Annotated in this window: 17 protein-coding genes and 1 riboswitch; of the genes, 16 read left to right on the top strand and 1 reads right to left on the bottom strand. The window is 38.7% G+C overall.

Features of this window, described 5'->3' with window-relative positions; all coding sequences use genetic code 11:
- Positions 1 to 3 precede the first annotated feature (3 nt).
- The 16 genes from AC1DLI_RS10035 to AC1DLI_RS09960 all read left to right on the top strand — a co-directional run bounded on the left by AC1DLI_RS10035 (position 4) and on the right by AC1DLI_RS09960 (position 19,876).
- The gene (locus AC1DLI_RS10035; RefSeq protein WP_477602014.1) at positions 4 to 624 is read left to right on the top strand and encodes a sugar transferase; all 621 of its coding nucleotides are present in this window, start codon (positions 4 to 6) and stop codon (positions 622 to 624) included.
- 50 nt (positions 625 to 674) lie between these two features.
- The gene (locus AC1DLI_RS10030; protein WP_477602012.1) at positions 675 to 1,529 is read left to right on the top strand and encodes an NAD-dependent epimerase/dehydratase family protein; all 855 of its coding nucleotides are present in this window, start codon (positions 675 to 677) and stop codon (positions 1,527 to 1,529) included.
- 1 nt (position 1,530) lies between these two features.
- Positions 1,531 to 2,622, top strand: coding sequence for a glycosyltransferase family 4 protein (locus tag AC1DLI_RS10025; protein WP_477602010.1), 1,092 nt, complete (start codon positions 1,531 to 1,533; stop codon positions 2,620 to 2,622).
- Positions 2,623 to 2,647: 25 nt separating this feature from the next.
- Positions 2,648 to 3,565 carry an ATP-grasp fold amidoligase family protein gene (locus AC1DLI_RS10020; RefSeq protein WP_477602008.1) on the top strand — a complete coding sequence of 306 codons (918 nt, stop codon included), beginning with the start codon at positions 2,648 to 2,650 and terminating at the stop codon, positions 3,563 to 3,565.
- A 515-nt stretch (positions 3,566 to 4,080) separates the two neighbouring features.
- Positions 4,081 to 5,118, top strand: a complete 1,038-nt coding sequence (locus AC1DLI_RS10015; RefSeq protein ID WP_477602006.1) for a glycosyltransferase — start codon at positions 4,081 to 4,083, stop codon at positions 5,116 to 5,118.
- A gap of 60 nt (positions 5,119 to 5,178) precedes the next feature.
- Positions 5,179 to 6,282, top strand: coding sequence for a glycosyltransferase family 1 protein (locus tag AC1DLI_RS10010; protein ID WP_477602004.1), 1,104 nt, complete (start codon positions 5,179 to 5,181; stop codon positions 6,280 to 6,282).
- A gap of 101 nt (positions 6,283 to 6,383) precedes the next feature.
- On the top strand, positions 6,384 to 7,568 hold the full coding sequence (locus tag AC1DLI_RS10005) for a polysaccharide pyruvyl transferase family protein (protein ID WP_477602002.1): 1,185 nt from the start codon (positions 6,384 to 6,386) through the stop codon (positions 7,566 to 7,568).
- A 10-nt stretch (positions 7,569 to 7,578) separates the two neighbouring features.
- Positions 7,579 to 9,138 (top strand): oligosaccharide flippase family protein, encoded by a 1,560-nt coding sequence (locus AC1DLI_RS10000; RefSeq protein ID WP_477602000.1) that lies wholly within the window; start codon positions 7,579 to 7,581, stop codon positions 9,136 to 9,138.
- 246 nt (positions 9,139 to 9,384) lie between these two features.
- Entirely contained in the window at positions 9,385 to 10,521 is a 1,137-nt protein-coding gene (locus AC1DLI_RS09995) for an EpsG family protein (protein WP_477601998.1), read from the top strand.
- 176 nt (positions 10,522 to 10,697) lie between these two features.
- Complete coding sequence (locus tag AC1DLI_RS09990; protein WP_477601996.1) at positions 10,698 to 11,690, top strand: GDP-mannose 4,6-dehydratase; 993 nt, start codon at positions 10,698 to 10,700, stop codon at positions 11,688 to 11,690.
- A gap of 57 nt (positions 11,691 to 11,747) precedes the next feature.
- Positions 11,748 to 11,831: riboswitch (cyclic di-GMP riboswitch) on the top strand.
- 361 nt (positions 11,832 to 12,192) lie between these two features.
- Positions 12,193 to 12,912: a hypothetical protein gene (locus AC1DLI_RS09985; RefSeq protein ID WP_477601994.1), complete on the top strand. Its 720-nt coding sequence runs from the start codon at positions 12,193 to 12,195 to the stop codon at positions 12,910 to 12,912.
- A 27-nt stretch (positions 12,913 to 12,939) separates the two neighbouring features.
- Positions 12,940 to 13,857 (top strand): stalk domain-containing protein, encoded by a 918-nt coding sequence (locus tag AC1DLI_RS09980; RefSeq protein WP_477601992.1) that lies wholly within the window; start codon positions 12,940 to 12,942, stop codon positions 13,855 to 13,857.
- Between the two features lie 248 nt (positions 13,858 to 14,105).
- Positions 14,106 to 15,614 carry an alpha/beta fold hydrolase gene (locus tag AC1DLI_RS09975; RefSeq protein WP_477601990.1) on the top strand — a complete coding sequence of 503 codons (1,509 nt, stop codon included), beginning with the start codon at positions 14,106 to 14,108 and terminating at the stop codon, positions 15,612 to 15,614.
- Positions 15,604 to 15,855 (top strand): aspartyl-phosphate phosphatase Spo0E family protein, encoded by a 252-nt coding sequence (locus tag AC1DLI_RS09970; protein WP_477602373.1) that lies wholly within the window; start codon positions 15,604 to 15,606, stop codon positions 15,853 to 15,855. The genes AC1DLI_RS09975 and AC1DLI_RS09970 overlap by 11 nt, the downstream gene beginning before the upstream one ends.
- 371 nt (positions 15,856 to 16,226) lie before the next feature.
- Positions 16,227 to 16,742 (top strand): VanZ family protein, encoded by a 516-nt coding sequence (locus AC1DLI_RS09965; RefSeq protein WP_477601988.1) that lies wholly within the window; start codon positions 16,227 to 16,229, stop codon positions 16,740 to 16,742.
- 134 nt (positions 16,743 to 16,876) lie between these two features.
- A complete protein-coding gene (locus AC1DLI_RS09960) occupies positions 16,877 to 19,876 on the top strand; it encodes a choice-of-anchor I family protein (protein ID WP_477601986.1) in 3,000 nt (999 codons plus the stop codon).
- Between the two features lie 117 nt (positions 19,877 to 19,993).
- Here the strand turns inward: AC1DLI_RS09960 and AC1DLI_RS09955 are convergent, their stop codons facing one another.
- The gene (locus AC1DLI_RS09955) at positions 19,994 to 20,452 is read right to left on the bottom strand and encodes an SRPBCC family protein (RefSeq protein WP_477601984.1); all 459 of its coding nucleotides are present in this window, start codon (positions 20,450 to 20,452) and stop codon (positions 19,994 to 19,996) included.
- Between the last annotated feature and the right edge of the window lie 28 nt (positions 20,453 to 20,480).

Here is a 20,480-nt window from a genome sequence, read left to right as displayed (position 1 = left end):
GAGATGGCTTATTTGAAATTAAAGCGACTAATAGATTGCTCATTATCACTTATAGGTTTAATTGTCTTGTCTCCTATCTTCTTAGCTCTAATTGTAGCTATTAAGATTGATTCAAAGGGACCTGTTCTATTTAAACAAAAAAGAATAGGCATAAATAAAAGCCACTTTTATATATTGAAATTTCGAACCATGCAAGTAGATACACCAATGGATACCCCAACACATTTGCTCTCCAACTCTGAAAAATACATTACTCGAGTTGGAAAATTTCTTAGAAAAACGTCGCTCGATGAGATACCACAAATATTGAATATTTTAGCAGGTCAAATGTCGATCATTGGTCCTCGTCCTGCTCTATGGAATCAATATGATCTTATAGCAGAGAGAGACAAATATGGTGCCAATAATATTATTCCTGGTCTTACTGGATGGGCTCAAATTAATGGAAGAGATGAATTGCCTATTGATGTTAAATCAAGGCTTGATGGTGAATATGTAGAAAAGATGGGCTTAGTTATGGATACCAAGTGTTTCTTCGGAACGATAGTAAGCGTGTTAAAGAGTGATGGTGTTGTTGAAGGCGGAACAGGCAATGTGATTGGAAAGAATGGAATAGGAAATTAAGTGATGTATAAAATAGTCTGTTACAGCAAGTGTCAGGAGTTTGATGAGAAATGAACAAAGCAATTTCAGATAAAAAGAAAATACTTATTACAGCTAAAAATAGTTACATTGGTAATTCATTTGCTGATTGGGTTAAAGCTAATAATAATTACTCAATCGACTTCATCTCCTGCCGTACGGATGATTGGAAACAATTATCATTTTCTAACTATGATGTTATTTTACATGTTGCAGGTGTTGCTCATGTTAATGAGACTAACGAAAATAAGGAATTATATTATCAAGTAAATCGTGACCTAACCATTCAATTGGCCGTGAAAGCCAAAAATGATGGAGTTATGCAGTTTATTTTTATCAGTTCAATGAGTGTGTATGGTATTGAAAGTGGCGTAATAAGTAAAGATACAATTCCCTGTCCAAAGAGCAATTATGGAATTTCAAAATTGCAGGCTGAGGAGATGATTAAACAATTTCAGGACAAAAATTTTAATGTAATAAGAATTAGACCACCAATGGTGTATGGGGAAAAATGTAAAGGTAATTATGTAAAATTAGTGAAGATGGCGTTATTTCTACCTGTTTTTCCTGAAATCAAAAACAAAAGAAGTATGATATATATTGATAATTTATCGCAATTTATAAAACTTGTGATTGATGATAATCAATCAGGAGCATTTATGCCTCAAAACGCTGAATATGTAAATACGAGTGAAATGGTAAAGCTTATAGCTGAGGCACATGGAAAGAAAATGAGATTAACTAAATTAGGTAATTTTCTCATTTACCCACTTGTTAAGAGAATAAATGTATTTGGTAAAATATTTGGGGATTTGGTTTATGAACAAGATACGTCGGAATACTGTTTAACGGCTACAAAGGAGTCGATAATATTATCGGAGGCATAGAATGAAAAAGGCAGTTATAATAACAAACCATGATGCGTACACCTACAATTTCCGAAAAGAAATTATTCAGGCCTTAATTGATAAAGGATTTAAAGTGTATCTTGTTCTTCCTTATGGTGAAAAAGTCGAGCTATTGAAAAAAATGGGTTGCGAGTTTATTGATCTTCCGCTGGATAGAAGAGGAACTAACCCAATCACAGATATAAAACTATTGTGGAAATATAGAAAAATACTTAAGAAAATAAAGCCTGATGTAATGCTTTCCTACACGATTAAGCCCAATATATATGGTGGGATGGTATGCAGGTATTTAGGGATTCCATATATAGCGAATATAACTGGACTCGGGACTGCAGTTGAAAATGAGGGCCCATTGCAAAAACTAGCAACTATTCTTTACAAGATCGCATTCAAAAGAGTCAATTGCATATTTTTTCAAAATAACGAGAACAAGTTATTTTTTGAAAACAAAAAAATAGCAGAAGATAGACATAGGTTAATTCCTGGCTCAGGTGTTAATCTTGAACATTTTAAGCTGCTGGAGTATCCACCAGAAGACACAATAGAGTTTGTATTTATATCACGAATAATGAAAGAAAAGGGAATAGATCAATACTTAGATGCTGCCGAACATATTAAGAATAAGTACCCACATACAAAATTTCATATTCTTGGGTTTTGCGAAGATGCCTATGAGGAAAAATTAAATGCAATGAAAAGTATAGTAGAATACCATGGAATGCAAAAGGACATCAGAATATTTTTAGAGAAAACCCATTGCACTATACATCCAACATATTATCCTGAAGGAATGTCAAACGTTTTGCTTGAAAGTGCAGCAAGTGGAAGACCTATTATTACAACAAATAGAAGTGGATGTAGAGAAGTTGTGGATTTGGGTGAAAATGGGTTTCTTGTAGAACAAAGAAACAGTAATGATTTAATTGAAAAGATTGAAAAGTTCCTTAGCTTAACTTATGAACAAAAAAAAGATATGGGATTAGCGGGCAGAGCTAAGGTGAAAAATGAATTTGATAGAAAAATAGTTGTAAATGCTTATATAGGTGAGATAGAAAAAATAAATAGGGTATAAATATCAATAATAAAAGGTGAGACAAATGAAGATTGACTATAAAAAAATAATAAAAAATAAGGATTTACGTTTAAAACTACTGGGTTTTTTTGATTTTTTTCCTGATGAAATAATGCTTAAGCTACAATACAGAATAAAAAATGGTAGAAGTTTAGATCTTACTAGTCCCAAACGATATACGGAAAAATTGCAGTGGTACAAGCTGAATTTTCGTAGCGAATTGATGACGCAGTGTTCAGACAAGTATGGGGTTAGAAGTTATGTTGAGAGTAAAGGTTATGGAAACATATTAAATGAAATTTATGGTGTATATAAAAATACTAATGAAATTGATTTTGAATCATTACCAAATTCTTTTGCTATAAAGGTTAATAATGCTTCAGGAACTAATATTTTTATACAGGATAAGAGATTAATGGATATTAATGCAGTAAAAAAACAATTGCAAATATGGCTAGAACCCAAAAGGTACTCACCTGGAAGAGAGTGGTGTTACTATAATATCCCTCCTAGAATTATTATTGAAAAATTGATTGAAAGAGATAATAACAATGATCTACCAGATTATAAATTTTTTTGTTTTAACGGAAAAGTGTTTTGTTTGTATACTATGATTGATTATGTTGATAACCATGACAATGGGAAATTAGGATTTTATGATGAAAAATTCAATAAAATGCCATATAGAAGAACCGACTTTGGAGATATTACAAGTCATTTAGTAAAACCTGAAAATTTTGAGGAAATGATTGAAATAGCGACAAAACTTTCTGAAGAATTTCCACATGTAAGGGTTGATTTTTATAACGTCAACGGAAAGATTATTTTTGGGGAATTAACATTTTATAATGCGAGTGGTTACACCTCATTCGAGCCAGATGTCTTTGACTATATATTAGGAGAGCAGTTTGTATTACCTGACAAAAAGCTAGTAATCAAATAAATAAGAATCAATATATCAACAATGTGTTTAAAATTCATGATTTTATTTAAAATTACGAGAAATGTAAATGAAATAATGAGGAGTAAAGCCCACGGTTTAATGTAAAAACTAGGGCTGTGATGCAACTAAAAGTAAAAACAATATGAGATGGTTCTTGCATGATTATTTTATTTTAACATTTACAAAGACAATGTAGCAACCAAAGTTGATATAGTAAGTGGTTAGATAAGTTCTTGGCACAGCAGCATAAAAAATATGCTTGTTTTATGATGTGCGTAGAAGTTCCTTAAGGAGTGTCATTCGCTTCTAGGTAAGTAAGTTATTTAAGCTAATAAAAGAATTATTCTAATTACTATGATTCATAATTCTTAATATGAATAAATACGCATGTATTAGCATTAGCTCAAAGTAATTAGGGTTGGTGATTGGTATTAGTATTTGACAATATAGACAAAGAACTAGTGTGTAATTATAAGAGATATCATAAAAAATACCACATTTAATAAGGAGTATTTATGATTACTATAAGTATAATAGTACCAATATATAATTGTGAACAGTACTTAAGGTTATGTCTGGACTCGATTCTTAGACAAACGCTAAGGGACTTTGAGTTAATATTAGTTGACGATGGATCTACTGATTCTTCTTATAATATATGTGAAGAATATTTAAATAAAGATAGGAGAATAAAGTTATTAACGCAAGAAAATATGGGGGCTTGGAGTGCAAGAAATACGGGTTTGAAAATCGCTAATGGCAATTATATTGGGTTTGTCGATGCAGACGATTACATAGTAGAAACTATGTTTGAGAAATTATACACTGCTATCACAAAAGTTAATGCTGAAATAGCTATGTGTCAAGCAATTTCACATGATAATGGCGGAAGAGTATCGTACAGTTACAACTCTTTTGATTCAGGTGAGTTATTAGACAAAGATATTATTAAAAATGAGGTTCTACCATTAATGATAGCGCCAGAAAAGGAGAATGAAATAGGGAAAAAACTTCTCTTACCTATGTGGTGCCGTATATTCAAAAAGGAATTATTAATAAATAATCAAATTAAGTTTAGAAATCATAAAAATGGTCAAGATGCTTTGTTTTCTATTGAAGCAACATGTAAAGCGAACAGTATGGTTATTATAGATGAGTTTTTATATCATTATAGAAATGATATTGGTATTACTCTCTCAAAAGGTTATACAGAGGATAGATATGATCGTTTAATTGCATTAAAAAACGATATTATTAAAGTGATTAAAGAGAACGGCATATATAGCAATTCTATTGAAAAAAGAATTAATCAATCAAAAAGGCATAATGTATTTTGGGTAGCGAGAGTCATTGTATCAAAAGGGAATAATCAAAGTTTTTTTGAAAAGATGAAATCCCTTAATAACTTGTTGAAAAGAAATGAAGCTAAACAAGCCTTTAGTGATGTTAACCTATCAATGCTACCTATTCAACACAAGGCATTGTACATAATGATGAAGTATAGATGTTCTTTATTTTTGCAAATCGCAATTAAGTGGAAATTTAAAATTTAATGGAGAGTTGTATTGATATTAATTCCACTTGAAATTTTAAAATGAATTTGAAGGAGAAATATGGAGAAGAAAAAAGTACTACAGGTTATCGGTTCCTTGAGAGTTGGCGGTGCGGAAACTGTTGCAGTGAATTATTATAAATATATAAATAAAAGCCTGTTTGAGTTCCATTATCTTGTTTATGGCGATGATATTGGTGGTTTAGAAGAAGAAGTATATCGTTTAGGTGGAAAGGTCATTCATATTCCATCACCAAGACGTTCATACTCAGAGTTTGTGAAGAATGTTCGTAAAGTACTTAGGGAATATGGGCCGTATGATATTGTACATTCACACCCACTATTTAACTCAGGTATTATTGTTAAGGCTGCATATCATGAAAAAGTTCCTAAAAGGATATCTCACGCACATAGCGCTAGAAGTAACGTAAATGTACCACTTGCAAAGAAATTTTATGCTTTATTTATGAAATATAGAATTCGTAGATACTCAACTAGACTAGTGGCATGTAGTAATGCTGCAGGAAATTATTTGTTTGACGAAAAGTATTTTTATAAGGATGGTTGTGTTATAAAAAATGGGATTGATACAGAAAAATATCTGTATAATGGTGAAATTAGAGATGAAGTGAGAGAAGAACTTGTTTTGAATGGAAAGTTCGTCATTGGACATGTGGGTAGATTGTCAGATGTGAAAAACCAGGAGTTTATACTAGATATATTTAAAATAATAAAGAATAAACATGAAAATGCTCTATTAATGTTAGTTGGTGAAGGAGAAACAGAAAAACAACTGAGATTAAAAGTAGAAAGACTAGGTTTAATTGACGATGTTAAGTTTATGGGTTCGCGTAATGATGTAGAGAGGCTACTACAAGTTATGGATGTTTTTTTATTCCCTTCGAAATATGAAGGACTGGGGATCGCTGTAATTGAAGCGCAAGCTGCTGGATTGCAATGTATTATTTCTGATTCAGTGCCATCGGAAGTTGTGATAACTAATTTAGTGGACAAAGTATCGTTAATACAGAGTTCTCAGCTGTGGGCGGAGCAGGTAATGAAATATTATAACGGATACAAACGAACCAATACTTTAGAATCATTAAGTTCAAATGGATATGATATACACGAAGTAATCAAAGTGGTTGAACATATTTACGGATAAATAGGTAGCTCATTTAAATGAATTTAACCCATGAATTTTATAGGAAGTAAGTAAATTTAATATATTAGTTAGATATTCTGAAAATACGGATGGTGTTTTATATGAAGAAATTTTATTTTTACATGCATGGTGGTAGCGGTAATAGGGGTTGTGAGGCCATTGTAAGATCTACTTTTAAGATATTGGATAAATTTGATGCGGAAAAAATCTTACTATCCCATGAAGTAGAGGAAGACAAAGAAGTCGGTCTTAATGAAATATGTAGTTTAGAACAAGGGAAAAATAATAAAAATTACAATGTTTTAATTACTACCGTTTCACGTGCACTATATAGAGCTTTTCGTTCACAACATTTGAATTATTTTCTGTACCATGAATCATTTAATGAAAAAAATTATTTGAAGACATTAGCATTCTCAATAGGCGGTGACAACTATTGCTATAAAGGTTCACCAGAGTTATTAGGTTTGTTCAATAAAAAAGTTAAAAAGGATAATGGTCTATCAGTTTTATGGGGCTGTTCAATAGAGCCATCCTACTTAGATCGAGTGGTAATTAAAGACTTAAAAAGATACGATTTAATTACAGCACGTGAAAGTATCACTTATAATGCCCTAAAACAAGCTAATGTAGAAAATGTAAGATTGTACCCTGATCCTGCATTTGTATTAGATAAACAAGAGTGCGAATTACCTACTGTGTTTCTTGAAAATAATACAATTGGAATAAATTTAAGTCCTCATGCAATGAAATATTCCGTCTCAGGTAATATGGCAAAAGAAAACTACATGAATTTGATTCAGTGGATCCTAGACAATTCTGATATGAATGTATTGTTAATACCGCATGTTGAGAAAGGGAAAAACAGCGATATTAATGCCATGAAAACATTGTTTGAGAGTTTTAAAGATACTGAGCGGGTTGGGATGTTAAAATGGGGCCCAAATTGTAAAGAAATGAAATATTTAATTTCTAAGTGCAGATTTTTTGTAGGAGCTAGAACGCATTCTACTATTGCAGCATATTCAAGTTCTGTTCCAACACTTGTTATGGGCTATTCTGTTAAAGCACGTGGAATTGCTCGCGATATTTTTGGTTCAGAAGAGGGGTATGTTGTTGAAACCCAAAACCTTAAAAGTAATGATGATTTAGTAGTTGCATTTAAAAAAATATATAATCGTGAGGACGAGATAAGGGCATATCTACAGGGATTCATGCCTAATTATATTGAGAAGGCTTGGAAAGCAGGAGAAGAGATTAAAAGACTAATAGTTAACCAAAAGTAGGGTGAATAAGTTGGTAGAGAAAGAAAAAAAAAAAGTAAACCAATTAAAAGCAGGCGTAATAATATCGTACAGCTCTATGTTTTTAGGATATGCAATTTCTTTAATATATACACCTATCATGTTACGCTTATTAGGCCAAAGTGAGTATGGATTATATAGTTTAGTACTCTCAGTTGTAAGCTATTTAGGGCTATTGAGTTTTGGTTTCGGTAGTGCGTATATGAGATATTATTCACGTTATAAGGTTAGTAATGATCAACTGAACATTGCTAAGTTAAATGGTATGTTTTTAATTATATTTTCCGTTATCGGGTTTATAGCATTGATTGCGGGTACTATAATGATTTTAAATATTGACTTAGTATTGGGAGGGAAACTAACTGCAAATGAGCTTGTTACAGCAAAAATACTTATTTCAATAATGGTATTTAATGTTGCAATTACATTTCCATTTAGTATCTTCAACTCTCATATTACTGCGAATGAAAAGTATATATTTCAAAAAACGCTAAATATGATAAAGGTAGTTGTCACACCATTTATCATGGTTCCAGTATTGTTGTTAGGATATAAGTCCATTGGAATGGTTGTAGTGACAACAATTCTTATTCTTATTGTAGAGATAAGCAATGCCATTTTTTGTTTTAAAATATTAAAAATTCAATTTTCTTTTCGGAAATTCGATTTTAGTTTAATGAAGGAAATGACAATATTCTCATCATATATATTTATGAATATGGTTATTGACCAAATTAATTGGAATGTAGATAAGTTAATCCTAGGCAAGATTCAAGGAACGGTAGCGGTTGCGGTATATGGTCTAGCAGGCCAATTAAATGGTTACTATTTATCATTAGCGTCTTCAATCTCTAGTGTGCTAATACCTAGGGTAAATAGAATGGTTGCTTCAACTAATGATAATAAACAATTAACGTATTTGCTTGCCAAAGTAGGACGATTACAGTTTATGTTGCTTTCACTTATTTGTATTGGTCTTATCTTTTTTGGAAAATTTTTTATTCAGATGTGGGCTGGACACAATTATAGTGATTCATACTACATAGCATTATTTTTGATAGTTCCTGTTACAATACCACTAATACAAAACCTAGGACTTGAAATTCAAAAAGCCAAAAATATGCACAAGTTTCGATCAGTGGTTTATTTATGTATTGCAATAGTTAATGTTTGCGTTAGTATTCCATTAGGTCAACTTTATGGAGGAGTTGGATGCGCGATGGGGACGGCGTTTTCTTTGTTGTTAGGGAATGGTTTAATGATGAATTGGTACTATCATAAAAAAATAGGACTGGATATGTTGTACTTCTGGAAACAGATATTAAAGTTCATACCTTCATTGTTACCGCCAATATTATTTGGAGTATTATTATTTATGTATGTGGATTTGTATAATATCGGATGGTTTATAGTGTGTGGAACAGCTTATTTTGGGATATTTTGTTTATCGATGTGGTATCTAGGGATGAATACATACGAGAAAGAGTTGGTAGTTAAACCAATGTCAAAAATATTAAAAAAATTTACTAGAATACCCAACCCTAATCGATAGATACCGAATGGTTTGATTCGATGGTGTGAGTTAGGTGGTCAAACGGATCATTTAGCAGTAATACGCGTACTAAAATCAATGCGCAATTGATAAGCTTATTTTAAGCACCGTTTAAGACATCTTGATCGTTAACGTATAACGTCATGCTTTAATTAATAAAGCATAGGGTGCCCATTAATATAATGACAAATGATTGTTATAAGATTGTTCTTGGGACAACGATGTTAAATTTGTAATCTATTAAACATGCAACCGTATAGATATACTAATGAAAAACGAATGGGAATGGTTTCAGTGATTTTCAACCTTTGTACCATGGTACTAGTACTTTTTCTCGCGCATTCAAACAAAAAAACGCTGCTTAATAATAACATTAACACCAAACTTGTATTTTTTCTTCTTCTAATTTCAGTTTCAGTCAACATCGCTTTTCGAGATACTGATTACAGTGATACCATGGTGTACACAAAAGTGTTCTCGGAAATGCGGTACATTGGTTTTATGGATGCATTTCAATACTTTGGAGGAGAAAAACTCTTTAATATTATTGTATGGACAACTGCTCAATTTACTGAAAATGTTTACATTTTCTTACTTATTATTTGGGTTCTCTTTGCTATTCCATTTATAAAAAGCTTATACAAGTTATTTTTGCCTTGGCAGGTTGCTGTAGTATTTTTTACGTATGTAAATTTCCCTTTTTTTATATACTATACACAAAATACGATCAGACAGGGAGTAGCTATAGCACTTTTATTGTATGCAATTACGCTCTGGCTGAAAGGTGAAAAGGGGAAAACATACTACACGATTCTAGTAATTACGCCATTTCTCCACTGGATGTGCACTCCGTTTTCCATGCTTTTGTTATTCGCATCAAAGATTAATTTAAAGCTTAGAATGTTTATTGGTATCTGGACAATTTTAGCTGCGGCTTTTGTCACAAACACTAATAAATTACTGATACTTCCTATCTGGAACTTGATACCCAATATTGATGCATATACAGGAAGTTGGGCTATGTCAGAATATGGAAACAAAGTAAATCGAATTGATTTTTTAGTTTTTAGTGGTTTTTGGATAGTAGTTAGTACATTATTTTACCAATTCGTATATCGAAATGATACTTACATAAAGCTAATTAAAATATATGTTATGTTCAATTCATTATTTTTGCTCCTTGGTTTTGTTGCTTATTCCGATAGAATTGCTATTAACTCATGGTTTTTGATACCTATACTTGTATGGTATCCGATATTTAAAAGTAATAGGCCTCTAACTATATTGAAATACGTTGTTATTATTGTTTCTTTTGTTACTGGATATATCACCGGCGTTTTAGGAGATTACAACCCATTCGATTATTTTAACCATTTATCATAGATTAAAGAATTGTAATAGAGAGATTTGAAGAAAGTGCTATCCATCGAAAAGATAGAACTCGTTCTTGTGTGGAATAATCTATCAACTGCTGAATGATGGTCACAGATATTTCTAAACACCGTTGAATGTATTGTTTGTAATTTGTTAGTACCTTAACAAGAAGGAGTGGGCAGATATTGACTACAATTGTTGTTACAGGAGGAGCAGGCTTTATCGGTTCCCACCTATGCGAAGCGTTATTGCAAAAAGGGCATAAGGTTATTAATATTGATTGCTTCAATGACTATTATGATCCAGCAATCAAAAGAAACAATGTTAAGGAAGCACTAAAATTAGTTGAGAAGCTCAAGCTGGTTGATGATAGCTATAAAGTAGAAGAAGGTGATTTTCGAAATCTCGAATTTTTAAATCGAGTATTTGATGAGAATCAAGTGGATATAATTGTACACCTTGCAGCTTGTGCAGGAGTAAGACCTTCTATTCAGAATCCGGTTCTCTATACCGATGTTAATATTAATGGAACTGTAAACCTACTAGAAATGAGCAGAAAGCATAATGTGAAAAGCTTTGTATTTGCGTCTTCATCTTCTGTATATGGGAATAACACGAAAGTTCCATTTTCCGAGGAAGATGTTGTTGATTATCCGATCTCTCCTTATGCAGCAACGAAAAAGGCCGGAGAGCTTTTATGCCACACTTATCACAGTCTATATAATATTAATATGGCATGTTTAAGGTTTTTTACGGTATATGGCCCAAGACAAAGACCCGACCTTGCTATTCATAAGTTTACTAAGTTAATATCTGAGGGACAGCCTATCCCTTATTATGGAGATGGATCGTCGGAGAGAGATTATACTTACATAGAGGATATTATTGATGGTATTACTAAGGCTGTAGAATGGGTAAATGAAGGTGAAAAGAAATACGAAGTGTTTAATATAGGTGAATCGAACACCATCAGTCTGAAAAGAATGGTCGAAGCAATAGAAAATTCAGTTGGAAAAAAGGCTGGAATTAATAAATTGCCTATGCAGCCTGGTGATGTAAATCGGACATTTGCCGATGTTAGTAAGGCCAAACAGGTATTAGGATATAATCCTAAATGGCATTTTGAAGATGGGATTCATAAGTTCGTAGAATGGTATCAATCTTCAAACAATAATTGAAATAGGATCTAATTACAAAAATCCTTATATACCCTTAACAAATCAACTACATAAACCGTACGATAAAGGCAAAACCATTGAAAAGTGGTGACGCAAAGCTACAGGGGCTTATCTGATGAAGATTGCCAGCCAGCTACCGAATATCGTGCCTCCCGTCGAGGTTTATGTGGGAAAATGGAGGTTCTTTCTATGTTCTTACGCACTCAACTTGTACGTGAATGGCATCTGCTTTGTATTGGGTTTCACGAAAGGCTTTGGGAAGGCTGCTTATGTGATGAGAAGCGTATGGAGATTTATTTGAAAATGGTTTATCACCAAAATAAACTAGCAAATATCGGGCTCTCTTAAGCTATAAAGTGGAGCACAGCTTATAAATTTTAATGCAATATGCTCAAGCTGACGACGGTCACGATCAAGCGTCAGCTTATTTTTTTGAAAATAAGGCTAAGGAGAATCATGGCGGATTAATGTATTAATTACAACCCCCTATGAAACCAAAACAATGAAAAAAACAAACAAAATTTGGTTTATTATTGCTGGTGCCATTGTAGTTATTGGAATAATCATCTATGGAAGCATGAGCCTTTATTCAAAGTTAAACCAGGTGGACGAGTTAAATGGTCGATTAGAAGAAGCGGCTGAGTTTGATAACGCAGAGGGTGCATCAGCGAATACCGATCGGCCGAGCGAACAACCGGAACAAACGTCTAATGCTGAACAGACACTAACACCCGAGTCAGAGCTAGTTCCATCAGCTCAGCCTGGGGACGCCATCCAGCCTAGCCCAACTGCAACTTTGACACCAGTTTCTGCGTCTGATAACGTAGACAAGGGCCAGAAGCCAGGGGAAGAATCTACTACTTCGGAAGATAAGGCCCAGAAAAAGAAGAAGATTGATGCTTCTGTTAATGCTAAGCTGCAGCAGCTTAAGTCCTCTTGCCAGGCAAGCAGCAACAGCTTAGTGAAGCAAATTGCGAATGAGCTAAGCAATGATAAAGAAGCGACGCTTGCGACGATTCAAAGTAAGTACCTGGACAAGGTTTTTTCTGCGGAGGCAGCTTGTGACGCGAAGTTTAATCAATTAATTAGCAATGCTCAGAGCGAATATCAGGCAGCGGATTTAAGCAATCAAGCCTTGCCCGATTGGAGCTCGCAATATGAGAGTGCAAAGACTGGGGCAAGAGCTGACGCACTCGCTGTTATTGCAAATTCTATCAACTAGCACGCCCTATTAGAAAGAGGAGGCCCTATGAAAAAGTCACGCGCATTATCTATTTTTCTAGCCATTATGATGCTGTCATCTGTTCTTGCAACCGCTGCATCGGCTGCAGCAACGAGTATCAAAATCAAAACGCAGCCGATAAAGCTAACCTTTGACGGACAAGCGCTTAAGCTGCCTGATGGTCAATATTCGTTTATTTATGAAGGACGTACTTATGTGCCTATCCGTTATATCTCGTATGCGCTGCTAAAGTCAGTGAATTGGGATGGTGCAAAGGCTGCAATCTCCGAGCCGACGGAGAAAGAGCTTGCTGCGCTGAAGAAGCAGCTGCAATTAGCTGCTGCGGGCAGCCAGAAGCCGCAACTAAGTGTTGAAATTACAATTCAGTCTATAAAAGCTTCACTGGTATTTGACGGGAAGGCAGCAGCTTTGCCAGCAGACCAATCCATTTTTGGGTATAAAGGTTCCATTTATGTGCCGATTCGTTTCTTGTCGGAGTCGGTAGGAACACAAATCGGATATGATCCGGTTACAAAAACGGTTAGCGGTGAGTCTGCTGCTTATCGGGCGGAGCAAGGCGGCGGCGTTATCCCTCCGGGAACGGGTGGCGGAACAGGTAATGGCGGAGGTATCGTGAAGCCTACATATGAGCAAATTACGGCAAATGCAGAGGCCAAGCTCGCAGCGCTAAAGGCTAGCTGCCAGGCGACTTTAATGGATATCGGTCTGCAATACCTTGCAGCAAGTGCCGCAGATCAACCTAAGATTAAGGAAAAAGGTCTGCAAGAGGTTAACAACTGCTCTGCAAAGTTTGAGATTATTATGTCAGAAACAACGACTTCGCTTACGACTAACGGCTACAAAACGGATATTATTGCTGAGTACCGGGCCGCGTTTAACAAAGAACTTGAAGCAGGAAGAGAGATTGCGGAGAGCATGTCTTAAGCTAACTGCCGATCCTTTGTAGAGTACAACAAAAGAAAAAGGTTTGAATAACGGCCAGCGGTGCAGTCGTATAGACTGCATTGCTGGTCTTCTTTTATCTATCCAGACACACTTTTCATAAAATTGTTAATAGATTGTAAAAAATTATATCATTTAGCTAGTAGACCCCTACCATAGAACTAAAATATACATTACACTATCATTACAAACTATCCTGAATCATACAGTAGTGACAATGTAGGGGGACTATGGGCATATTTAATTTGTTCTACCAATTCGATAGATGTACGTCTAACCCAAATGCGGAAGTCGTAGTACTCATACATGGATTAGGTCTGAATGCTCACACCTGGAGGCCGCTCGTCTTAATGCTTGTCGAACGGTATCATGTTTTGCGATATGATTTGCGCGGACACGGCAAAAGCTTGAACGATGGCTCTGAATTAACGTGGGAGCTGCTGTGCAATGATCTCGACGACCTGTATCACGAATGCGGTATTGAAAAAGCGCATATGATTGGTCATGGCTTTGGCGGCAGCTTAACTGTGAAATATGAATTAACACGCCCAGATCGGGTGGAGACAGTCGTTCTAATTTCAACGGTAGGGTTTTATCCCCCGGGGCTTGTTAAGCGCTCCTTAAGCCTGCGACAGGGCTACGCGGGGAATGGCGGGGCAGCGGAGCTTGGCGAGCAGATGACTCGTCTAGTCACTTGCCTGTCTCTGGACAGTGAGGAAGCAGGATGGATTAATGAGGCTTATCGGCAATGCGATATGAAGGTTTACTTTCATTTAGCGTTACTCTTCACAGCCACAAGCCCATTGGATGATTTATCTGCAATAACAAAACCTTGCATGGTTATAGGTGGAGAGAAAGATACTCTCTATCCTTCCTATATGTCAGATATAACGGCTACATTTATTCCGACTGCTCGCTCAGTTACTGTTTTAAACGCGGCCAGTATGGTTCATGTAGATAACCCCATCTACACGGCTCGAAAGATAATGGATTTCTATGCTAATCCGTTAAGCGGCAGGGAGACTGTTCATGCAGGCAATCCGCAGCTTGGAATTATGAACAGCGACATTGTTGAGCTGCTCAGCCAAGTGAGCACGGAGATTCCAAGCATAGCAGCTCCACGGATAGAGGTTAGGCTTATCGGAATTTTCCGGGTTTGTATAAATGGCCGGGAAATTTCGAATGGCTGGCAGCAGCGCAGCGCAAAGAGATTATTGGTGTATTTATTGTTTCACCCTTACGCTGCACGCACGCAAATTTGTGAGGCATTATGGCCGCAGGCTGAAGCAAGCAAAGCAAGCAACCAGCTTAGGGTCAGCCTTTCTCATTTAAAGGCGCTCTTCGAAGCGGATGGCGTGAGCCCTATTCTTTCGGACCGCAGCCATGTCCAGCTGCAAGGCGAAATAGACTGCGACATTATTGCTTGGATGCTGCTGCTTGAAGAGGCCCGTAATGAAAATGATGAAGAAACGAAAATCAGACTCATTAAAGAAGTGCTTAGTTATACAGTTGAAGGGCTGCTGCCGGGTTTGTACGATGATTGGGCGCTGCAGGAACGTAGCCGGCTGGAATACCTGCTGTTGGAGCTCGCGCAATTACTGACTGATAGCTATAGGCGTAATGGTGAATATTTGGCAGCTAACCAACTGGCACGTAGGTTTGAACATATGTTTGGTGAGGTATTACTCACAAATAACGAGAATAATGGGCTTCCTCAGAGAGGAGTAGATCATCATTAGTAGAGATATTTTTCAGCAAAAAATCAAGCTAGAGCAAACGATAGAGTTGTTGCGGCGGGAAATGGTTGATAAGCTATTAATGAGCCAATCCTACCAATCTGATGAGGTGTTAGGGGCCAGTCAAGCGCTGGATCGAATTCTCAATTGCTATGACTGCGTGCGGTATGAAAGAGAATGCAGGAACGAAGCGAAATGTGCATATACGGCCTATGTTGAAAGCTCCGAACTTTATCAACGCTAAAATCCGTCTATTTAAAAACACGCTTTCGTTTATTATTTTTGATTTTATACCAATAATGACCATTCTCATCCTTGAATATTCGTATACCGAGTATCTTTAATGGTGTTGATAGCTCGGTAAACATTAAATAGCTGGACATCGAGATCGCCTCATTTCGCTTCTTTTAGTAATAATACCAAACTTTAGGCTTATTGACTATTGTGAATTGGGACTATTATACTGTTTTTAATTGGAGTGGTTGCTACGCTTTTGCGTGTGACCACTCTTTGGCTTTTCTGTTTATACGCCCTCATTTCGTAAACTTTGTTTGAGCGTTTTTTTTCAAGTATGATAGAGAGATAGAAAAACGCTATGCAGGAGGTGCAAGAAATTTGAATAAATCTAAGAGCTGGCTGCCAACTCTGCTATGGGGAATGCTATTAGCCGGATGGTTAAGCTTGTTGTTCATGTTCTCATCGCAGTCGTATGATGAGCAAAGCATTCTGCCTTTTTTGATGACCCATTTTAATTACCATCAGCTTAAGAGCTGGCTGCCGGATATGACGATTACATACCGTACGACTGTCATACATTCGCAAGTAGATCCATTTCGCTTTATCGAGTTTCTGTTTCGCAAGGGCGCGCATTTGTTTGTATATGCGACGTTCGCAGCGATGCTGTTTATGTTCCTGCGTTCGCTGACCCGGGGACGCTGGTTTCTTTCTATAGTCATTACGCTCTTGATCGCCATTGCTGTTCCGGCAATGGACGAGTGGAATCAGCTGGGCTCTGATGAAAGAACAGGAAACGCGACGGATGTTGTGCTTGATTTTGCAGGAGGCTGTGCGGGCTTGTTAGTGTGTTTGTGTATATTAGGAGTAATTAAGCTTTTGAGAAGAAAAAGATAAACTGTTAACTGTAATTTTTTACAATATCTAAATGAATTGGTTACATGCCCTTAATACTCTTTTTGTATGATTTAGCTTGGCCAGGCATCACAGCCGTGATGTGGGGTACATGCTCGATTTCAGGGGGAAATAAAGTGAGCTTCAGACGTAACAATTCTCGCAAATCGTTTCAAGTCCTAATAGCCGGTTTACTTATGATATCTTGTATCGCTCCATACAATGCGGTATCCGCGGAAGATACGGGGGCTGCGGCTTTTGAAATGAAGAAAATTGCAGGCTACACTAGCGGTGCAGCTTTTGATTCGGGAGGAACCGAAATCGTTGCGTACGACTGGGTTGGCAAACGCGCGTATTCGACCAATTCAGCTGAGAAGGCTATCGATATCATTGATTTATCCAAAATAGGCACAGAAGAAAATATTCAACGTTTGGACCGTGTTACGGTATCCGAATTTAATATTGCAGGCTTTACGCCTGACGGCATTACGAGCGTTGCGGTACATCCTTCAGGGCAATACATAGCTGCTTCGGTTCCATCGGTGCCGCGTACGGACAACGGCAAAATCGTATTTATGGATTTGAATGGAAACCCGCTTAGCTCGGTGACGGTTGGAGCATTGCCGGATATGATAACCTTCACGCCTGACGGGAAGCAGCTGCTGGTAGCCAACGAAGGAGAGCCAGCAACGGACTATTCGGTTGATCCAGAGGGCTCGGTGTCCATTGTAGACGTTTCAGGCGCGATTAGCGCATTGACGGATGCGAGCGTAACGACGGCTGGCTTCGGCGGAGTGACGATCCCTGCTGATGTGCGGGTATTCGAAGGCCTGCCGGCATCTTCAACCAAATTTCCTAATGTAACGCCGTCGACGCCGGCTCAGCATTTTGAGCCGGAGTTTATAACGGTATCAGCGGACAGCAAGCTGGCTTATGTTTCCCTGCAGGAGAACAATGCGCTGGGCGTGCTGGATTTAACGACGAAGCAGGTTACGGAGATCCGCTCGTTTGGCTATAAGGATCATTCCTTACCGGGCAACGGCATCGATGCATCCGATAAAGACAGCGCTGATAGGAAATCGGGCGTCATTGATATTAAGCCTGTTCCGGTTCTTGGCATGTACATGCCTGACGGCATGGCGATGATGGAGAGCGGCGGCAAATCCTATATTTTGACCGCGAACGAGGGTGATGTTCGCGAGTATGATGCGTATACCGAAGTGGAGCGTGTAAGCAAACGCAGCAGCAAGATTGCGCTTAATGCGCAGTTTTATAAGGGCTATGCCGATCAAGCGCAGCTGGACACAACGCTGACAGACGGTACGTTCTCTGATGATGGCAAGCTTGGCCGCCTAAATGTAACGACCGCGAGCGGTTGGAATGCGGAAACGTCGAAATATGACCGCCTGTTCGCTTTCGGAGCGCGCTCCTTCTCCATATGGGATGCGGCGACAGGCGCGCAGGTATTTGACAGCGGAGACGACTTCGAGCAGGTGACAGCAGGCCTGAACCCTGATTATTTCAACGTGTCGAACAGCAACAATACGTTGGACAACCGCAGTGACGATAAGGGGCCGGAGCCCGAATACGTAGAGGTTGGCAAAATTGGCGACCAGACCTTCGCGTTTATCGGACTTGAACGCACAAGCGGCATCATGGTTTACGATATTACGAAGCCTGCGGAAGTTAAGTATGTTTCCTTCATAACTAGCCGTGATTTCACGGCTGGAGCAGCGGCGGAGCCAGCAGGGGATGTAGCGCCGGAGGGTTTGAAGTTCGTGCCTGCTGGCAAGAGTCCGACAGGCAAGCCGCTTCTGCTAGCTGCGCATGAGGTATCAGGTACGATTGCGGTCTATGAAATTACGAATCCGGCAGAGCCGGTCGTAACGCCGTCACCAACGCCTGTGCCGACCTCGCCTCCGAACGGACCGGTCGTGACGCCTTCTCCAGCGGCGACGACTGAGCCAAGAGAGGTTGCAGTAACGGCTGATCAATTCGCTAAGCAGCTAAGCGGTTTAGCGTCAGGGTCAAATGAGCTGAAGCTGGATGCAGGCAAGCTGGACGCCGCGGGAGTTGCGGTTGAGCTGCCTGCAACCGTGAAGGAAGCAGCGAAGTCGCATCCGAAGCTGGTCCTAGTGATTCAAGGTAGCACAGCGACTTATGAGCTTCCTCTTGCAGCTATCAAATGGGATGAGCTTAGCCAATCGCTGGGCACGGAAGCTTTTACGCTGCGGCTGGAGATGAAGCCTGTAACGAAAGCGGTTAGCGGCTCGATCGAACAAGCAGCAAATGAGCAAGGTGTTAAGCAGCTCGGATCTGCACTGGAATTCTCTCTTATTGCGGAGAGTTCTACGGGCAAGACGGTAAGCATCACGTCCTTCGGCGGCACATATGTGCAGCGGAGCATGACGGTAACGGGTGCGGTAGACGCGGAGCAAGCAACGGCTGTCCGTTATGACGATGCAACGGATCAGCTTGTATTCGTGCCGTCGCTCTTCACGCAAGGTGCAGATGGAACCACGCAAGCGGTTATTAAACGTACGGGAAATAGCTCGTATGCAGTCGTAAGCGGAAGCAAAACATTCGGGGACGTGCAAACGCACTGGGCGAAGAGCGCGATCGAGTCGCTGGCTTCTAAGCTTATCGTAAGCGGCGTGGATGCTGAGCACTTTTACCCTAACCAATCGATTACGCGCGCGGAATTCACAGCGCTGATCGTGCGTGCGCTAGGCGTTAATGAAGCGGCTGGGGATGCGGCATTCTCCGATGTGAGCAGCGATAAATGGTATGCTGGGGCGGTCGGTACAGCGGTTCAAGCCGGATTAATAAGCGGCTATGAGGATGGCAGCTTCCGTCCAAGCCAAAAGATTTCTCGTCAAGAAATCGCGGTTATCGTGATGAAAGCTGTTGGCTTCGCAGGTGTGAACGCTGCAGCGAGCAATAATGATTCACTTGCGGCCTTCGCCGATTCAGCGCAAATTGCGGACTGGGCGAAGCAAGCCGTAACTAGTGCGGTAGAGGCGAAAATCGTAGAAGGATTAGAGGGCGGTAAATTCGCGCCTTCAGCATCCGCGACGCGGGCGGAAGCGGTAACGATGCTGCAAAGAATGCTGAAGCATGTGAAATTTATCAACTAAGCAGGGGGCCATAGGGCTGTCGTTCAAGCTGTGAAAACAGCAGAGCGACAGCTCTTTTTTTGCGTGGTGCTGCGGTTTTATTTTAGGTATAGGTGTAGAGGCGGTTGTTCTTCAGGTTTACACCGTGATTGGCGGCAGGGTGCGTCCGGTTTCAAGCAAGCTCTTTAAATTGCTAAGAATGGCTGGCCAGCCGTTATTAATGCCATAAAATCCTTCTCTTTCATCACGGAAATCAGAAGGCAGCAGATGGTGATGCTTAAGCGTTAGCTTCACAATGGAATCCATCGGCTGCAGCTCAAAGGTTACAACCGGAGCGGTTTGGCGTATGGTTTTATCCTCAAGCCAGCTGAAGGTGTAGGAAAGGAAACGGTAAGGCTCAATCGTTAGCACTTTTCCTTGATCCACCGCCGTCCCATTCTCGTCTAAAAATGATACGTCCGAGCCTTCCGCCCAATCCGACTGGACTTCGCGCCCGAACCAGTATCTTTTCGTATAGCTGCCGTCAGTTAGAGCTTCCCACAGTTTCTCAGGCGTCGCGTCGATATAAATTACATAAACGAAAGTCGAGTTAGGCATTTGTATTCCTCCTCAGGAGCTTAGCGTT

The sequence above is a fragment of the Paenibacillus sp. 01T443 genome (genome assembly GCF_056398325.1).
This window is presented reverse-complemented; position numbering and strand designations above follow the sequence as displayed.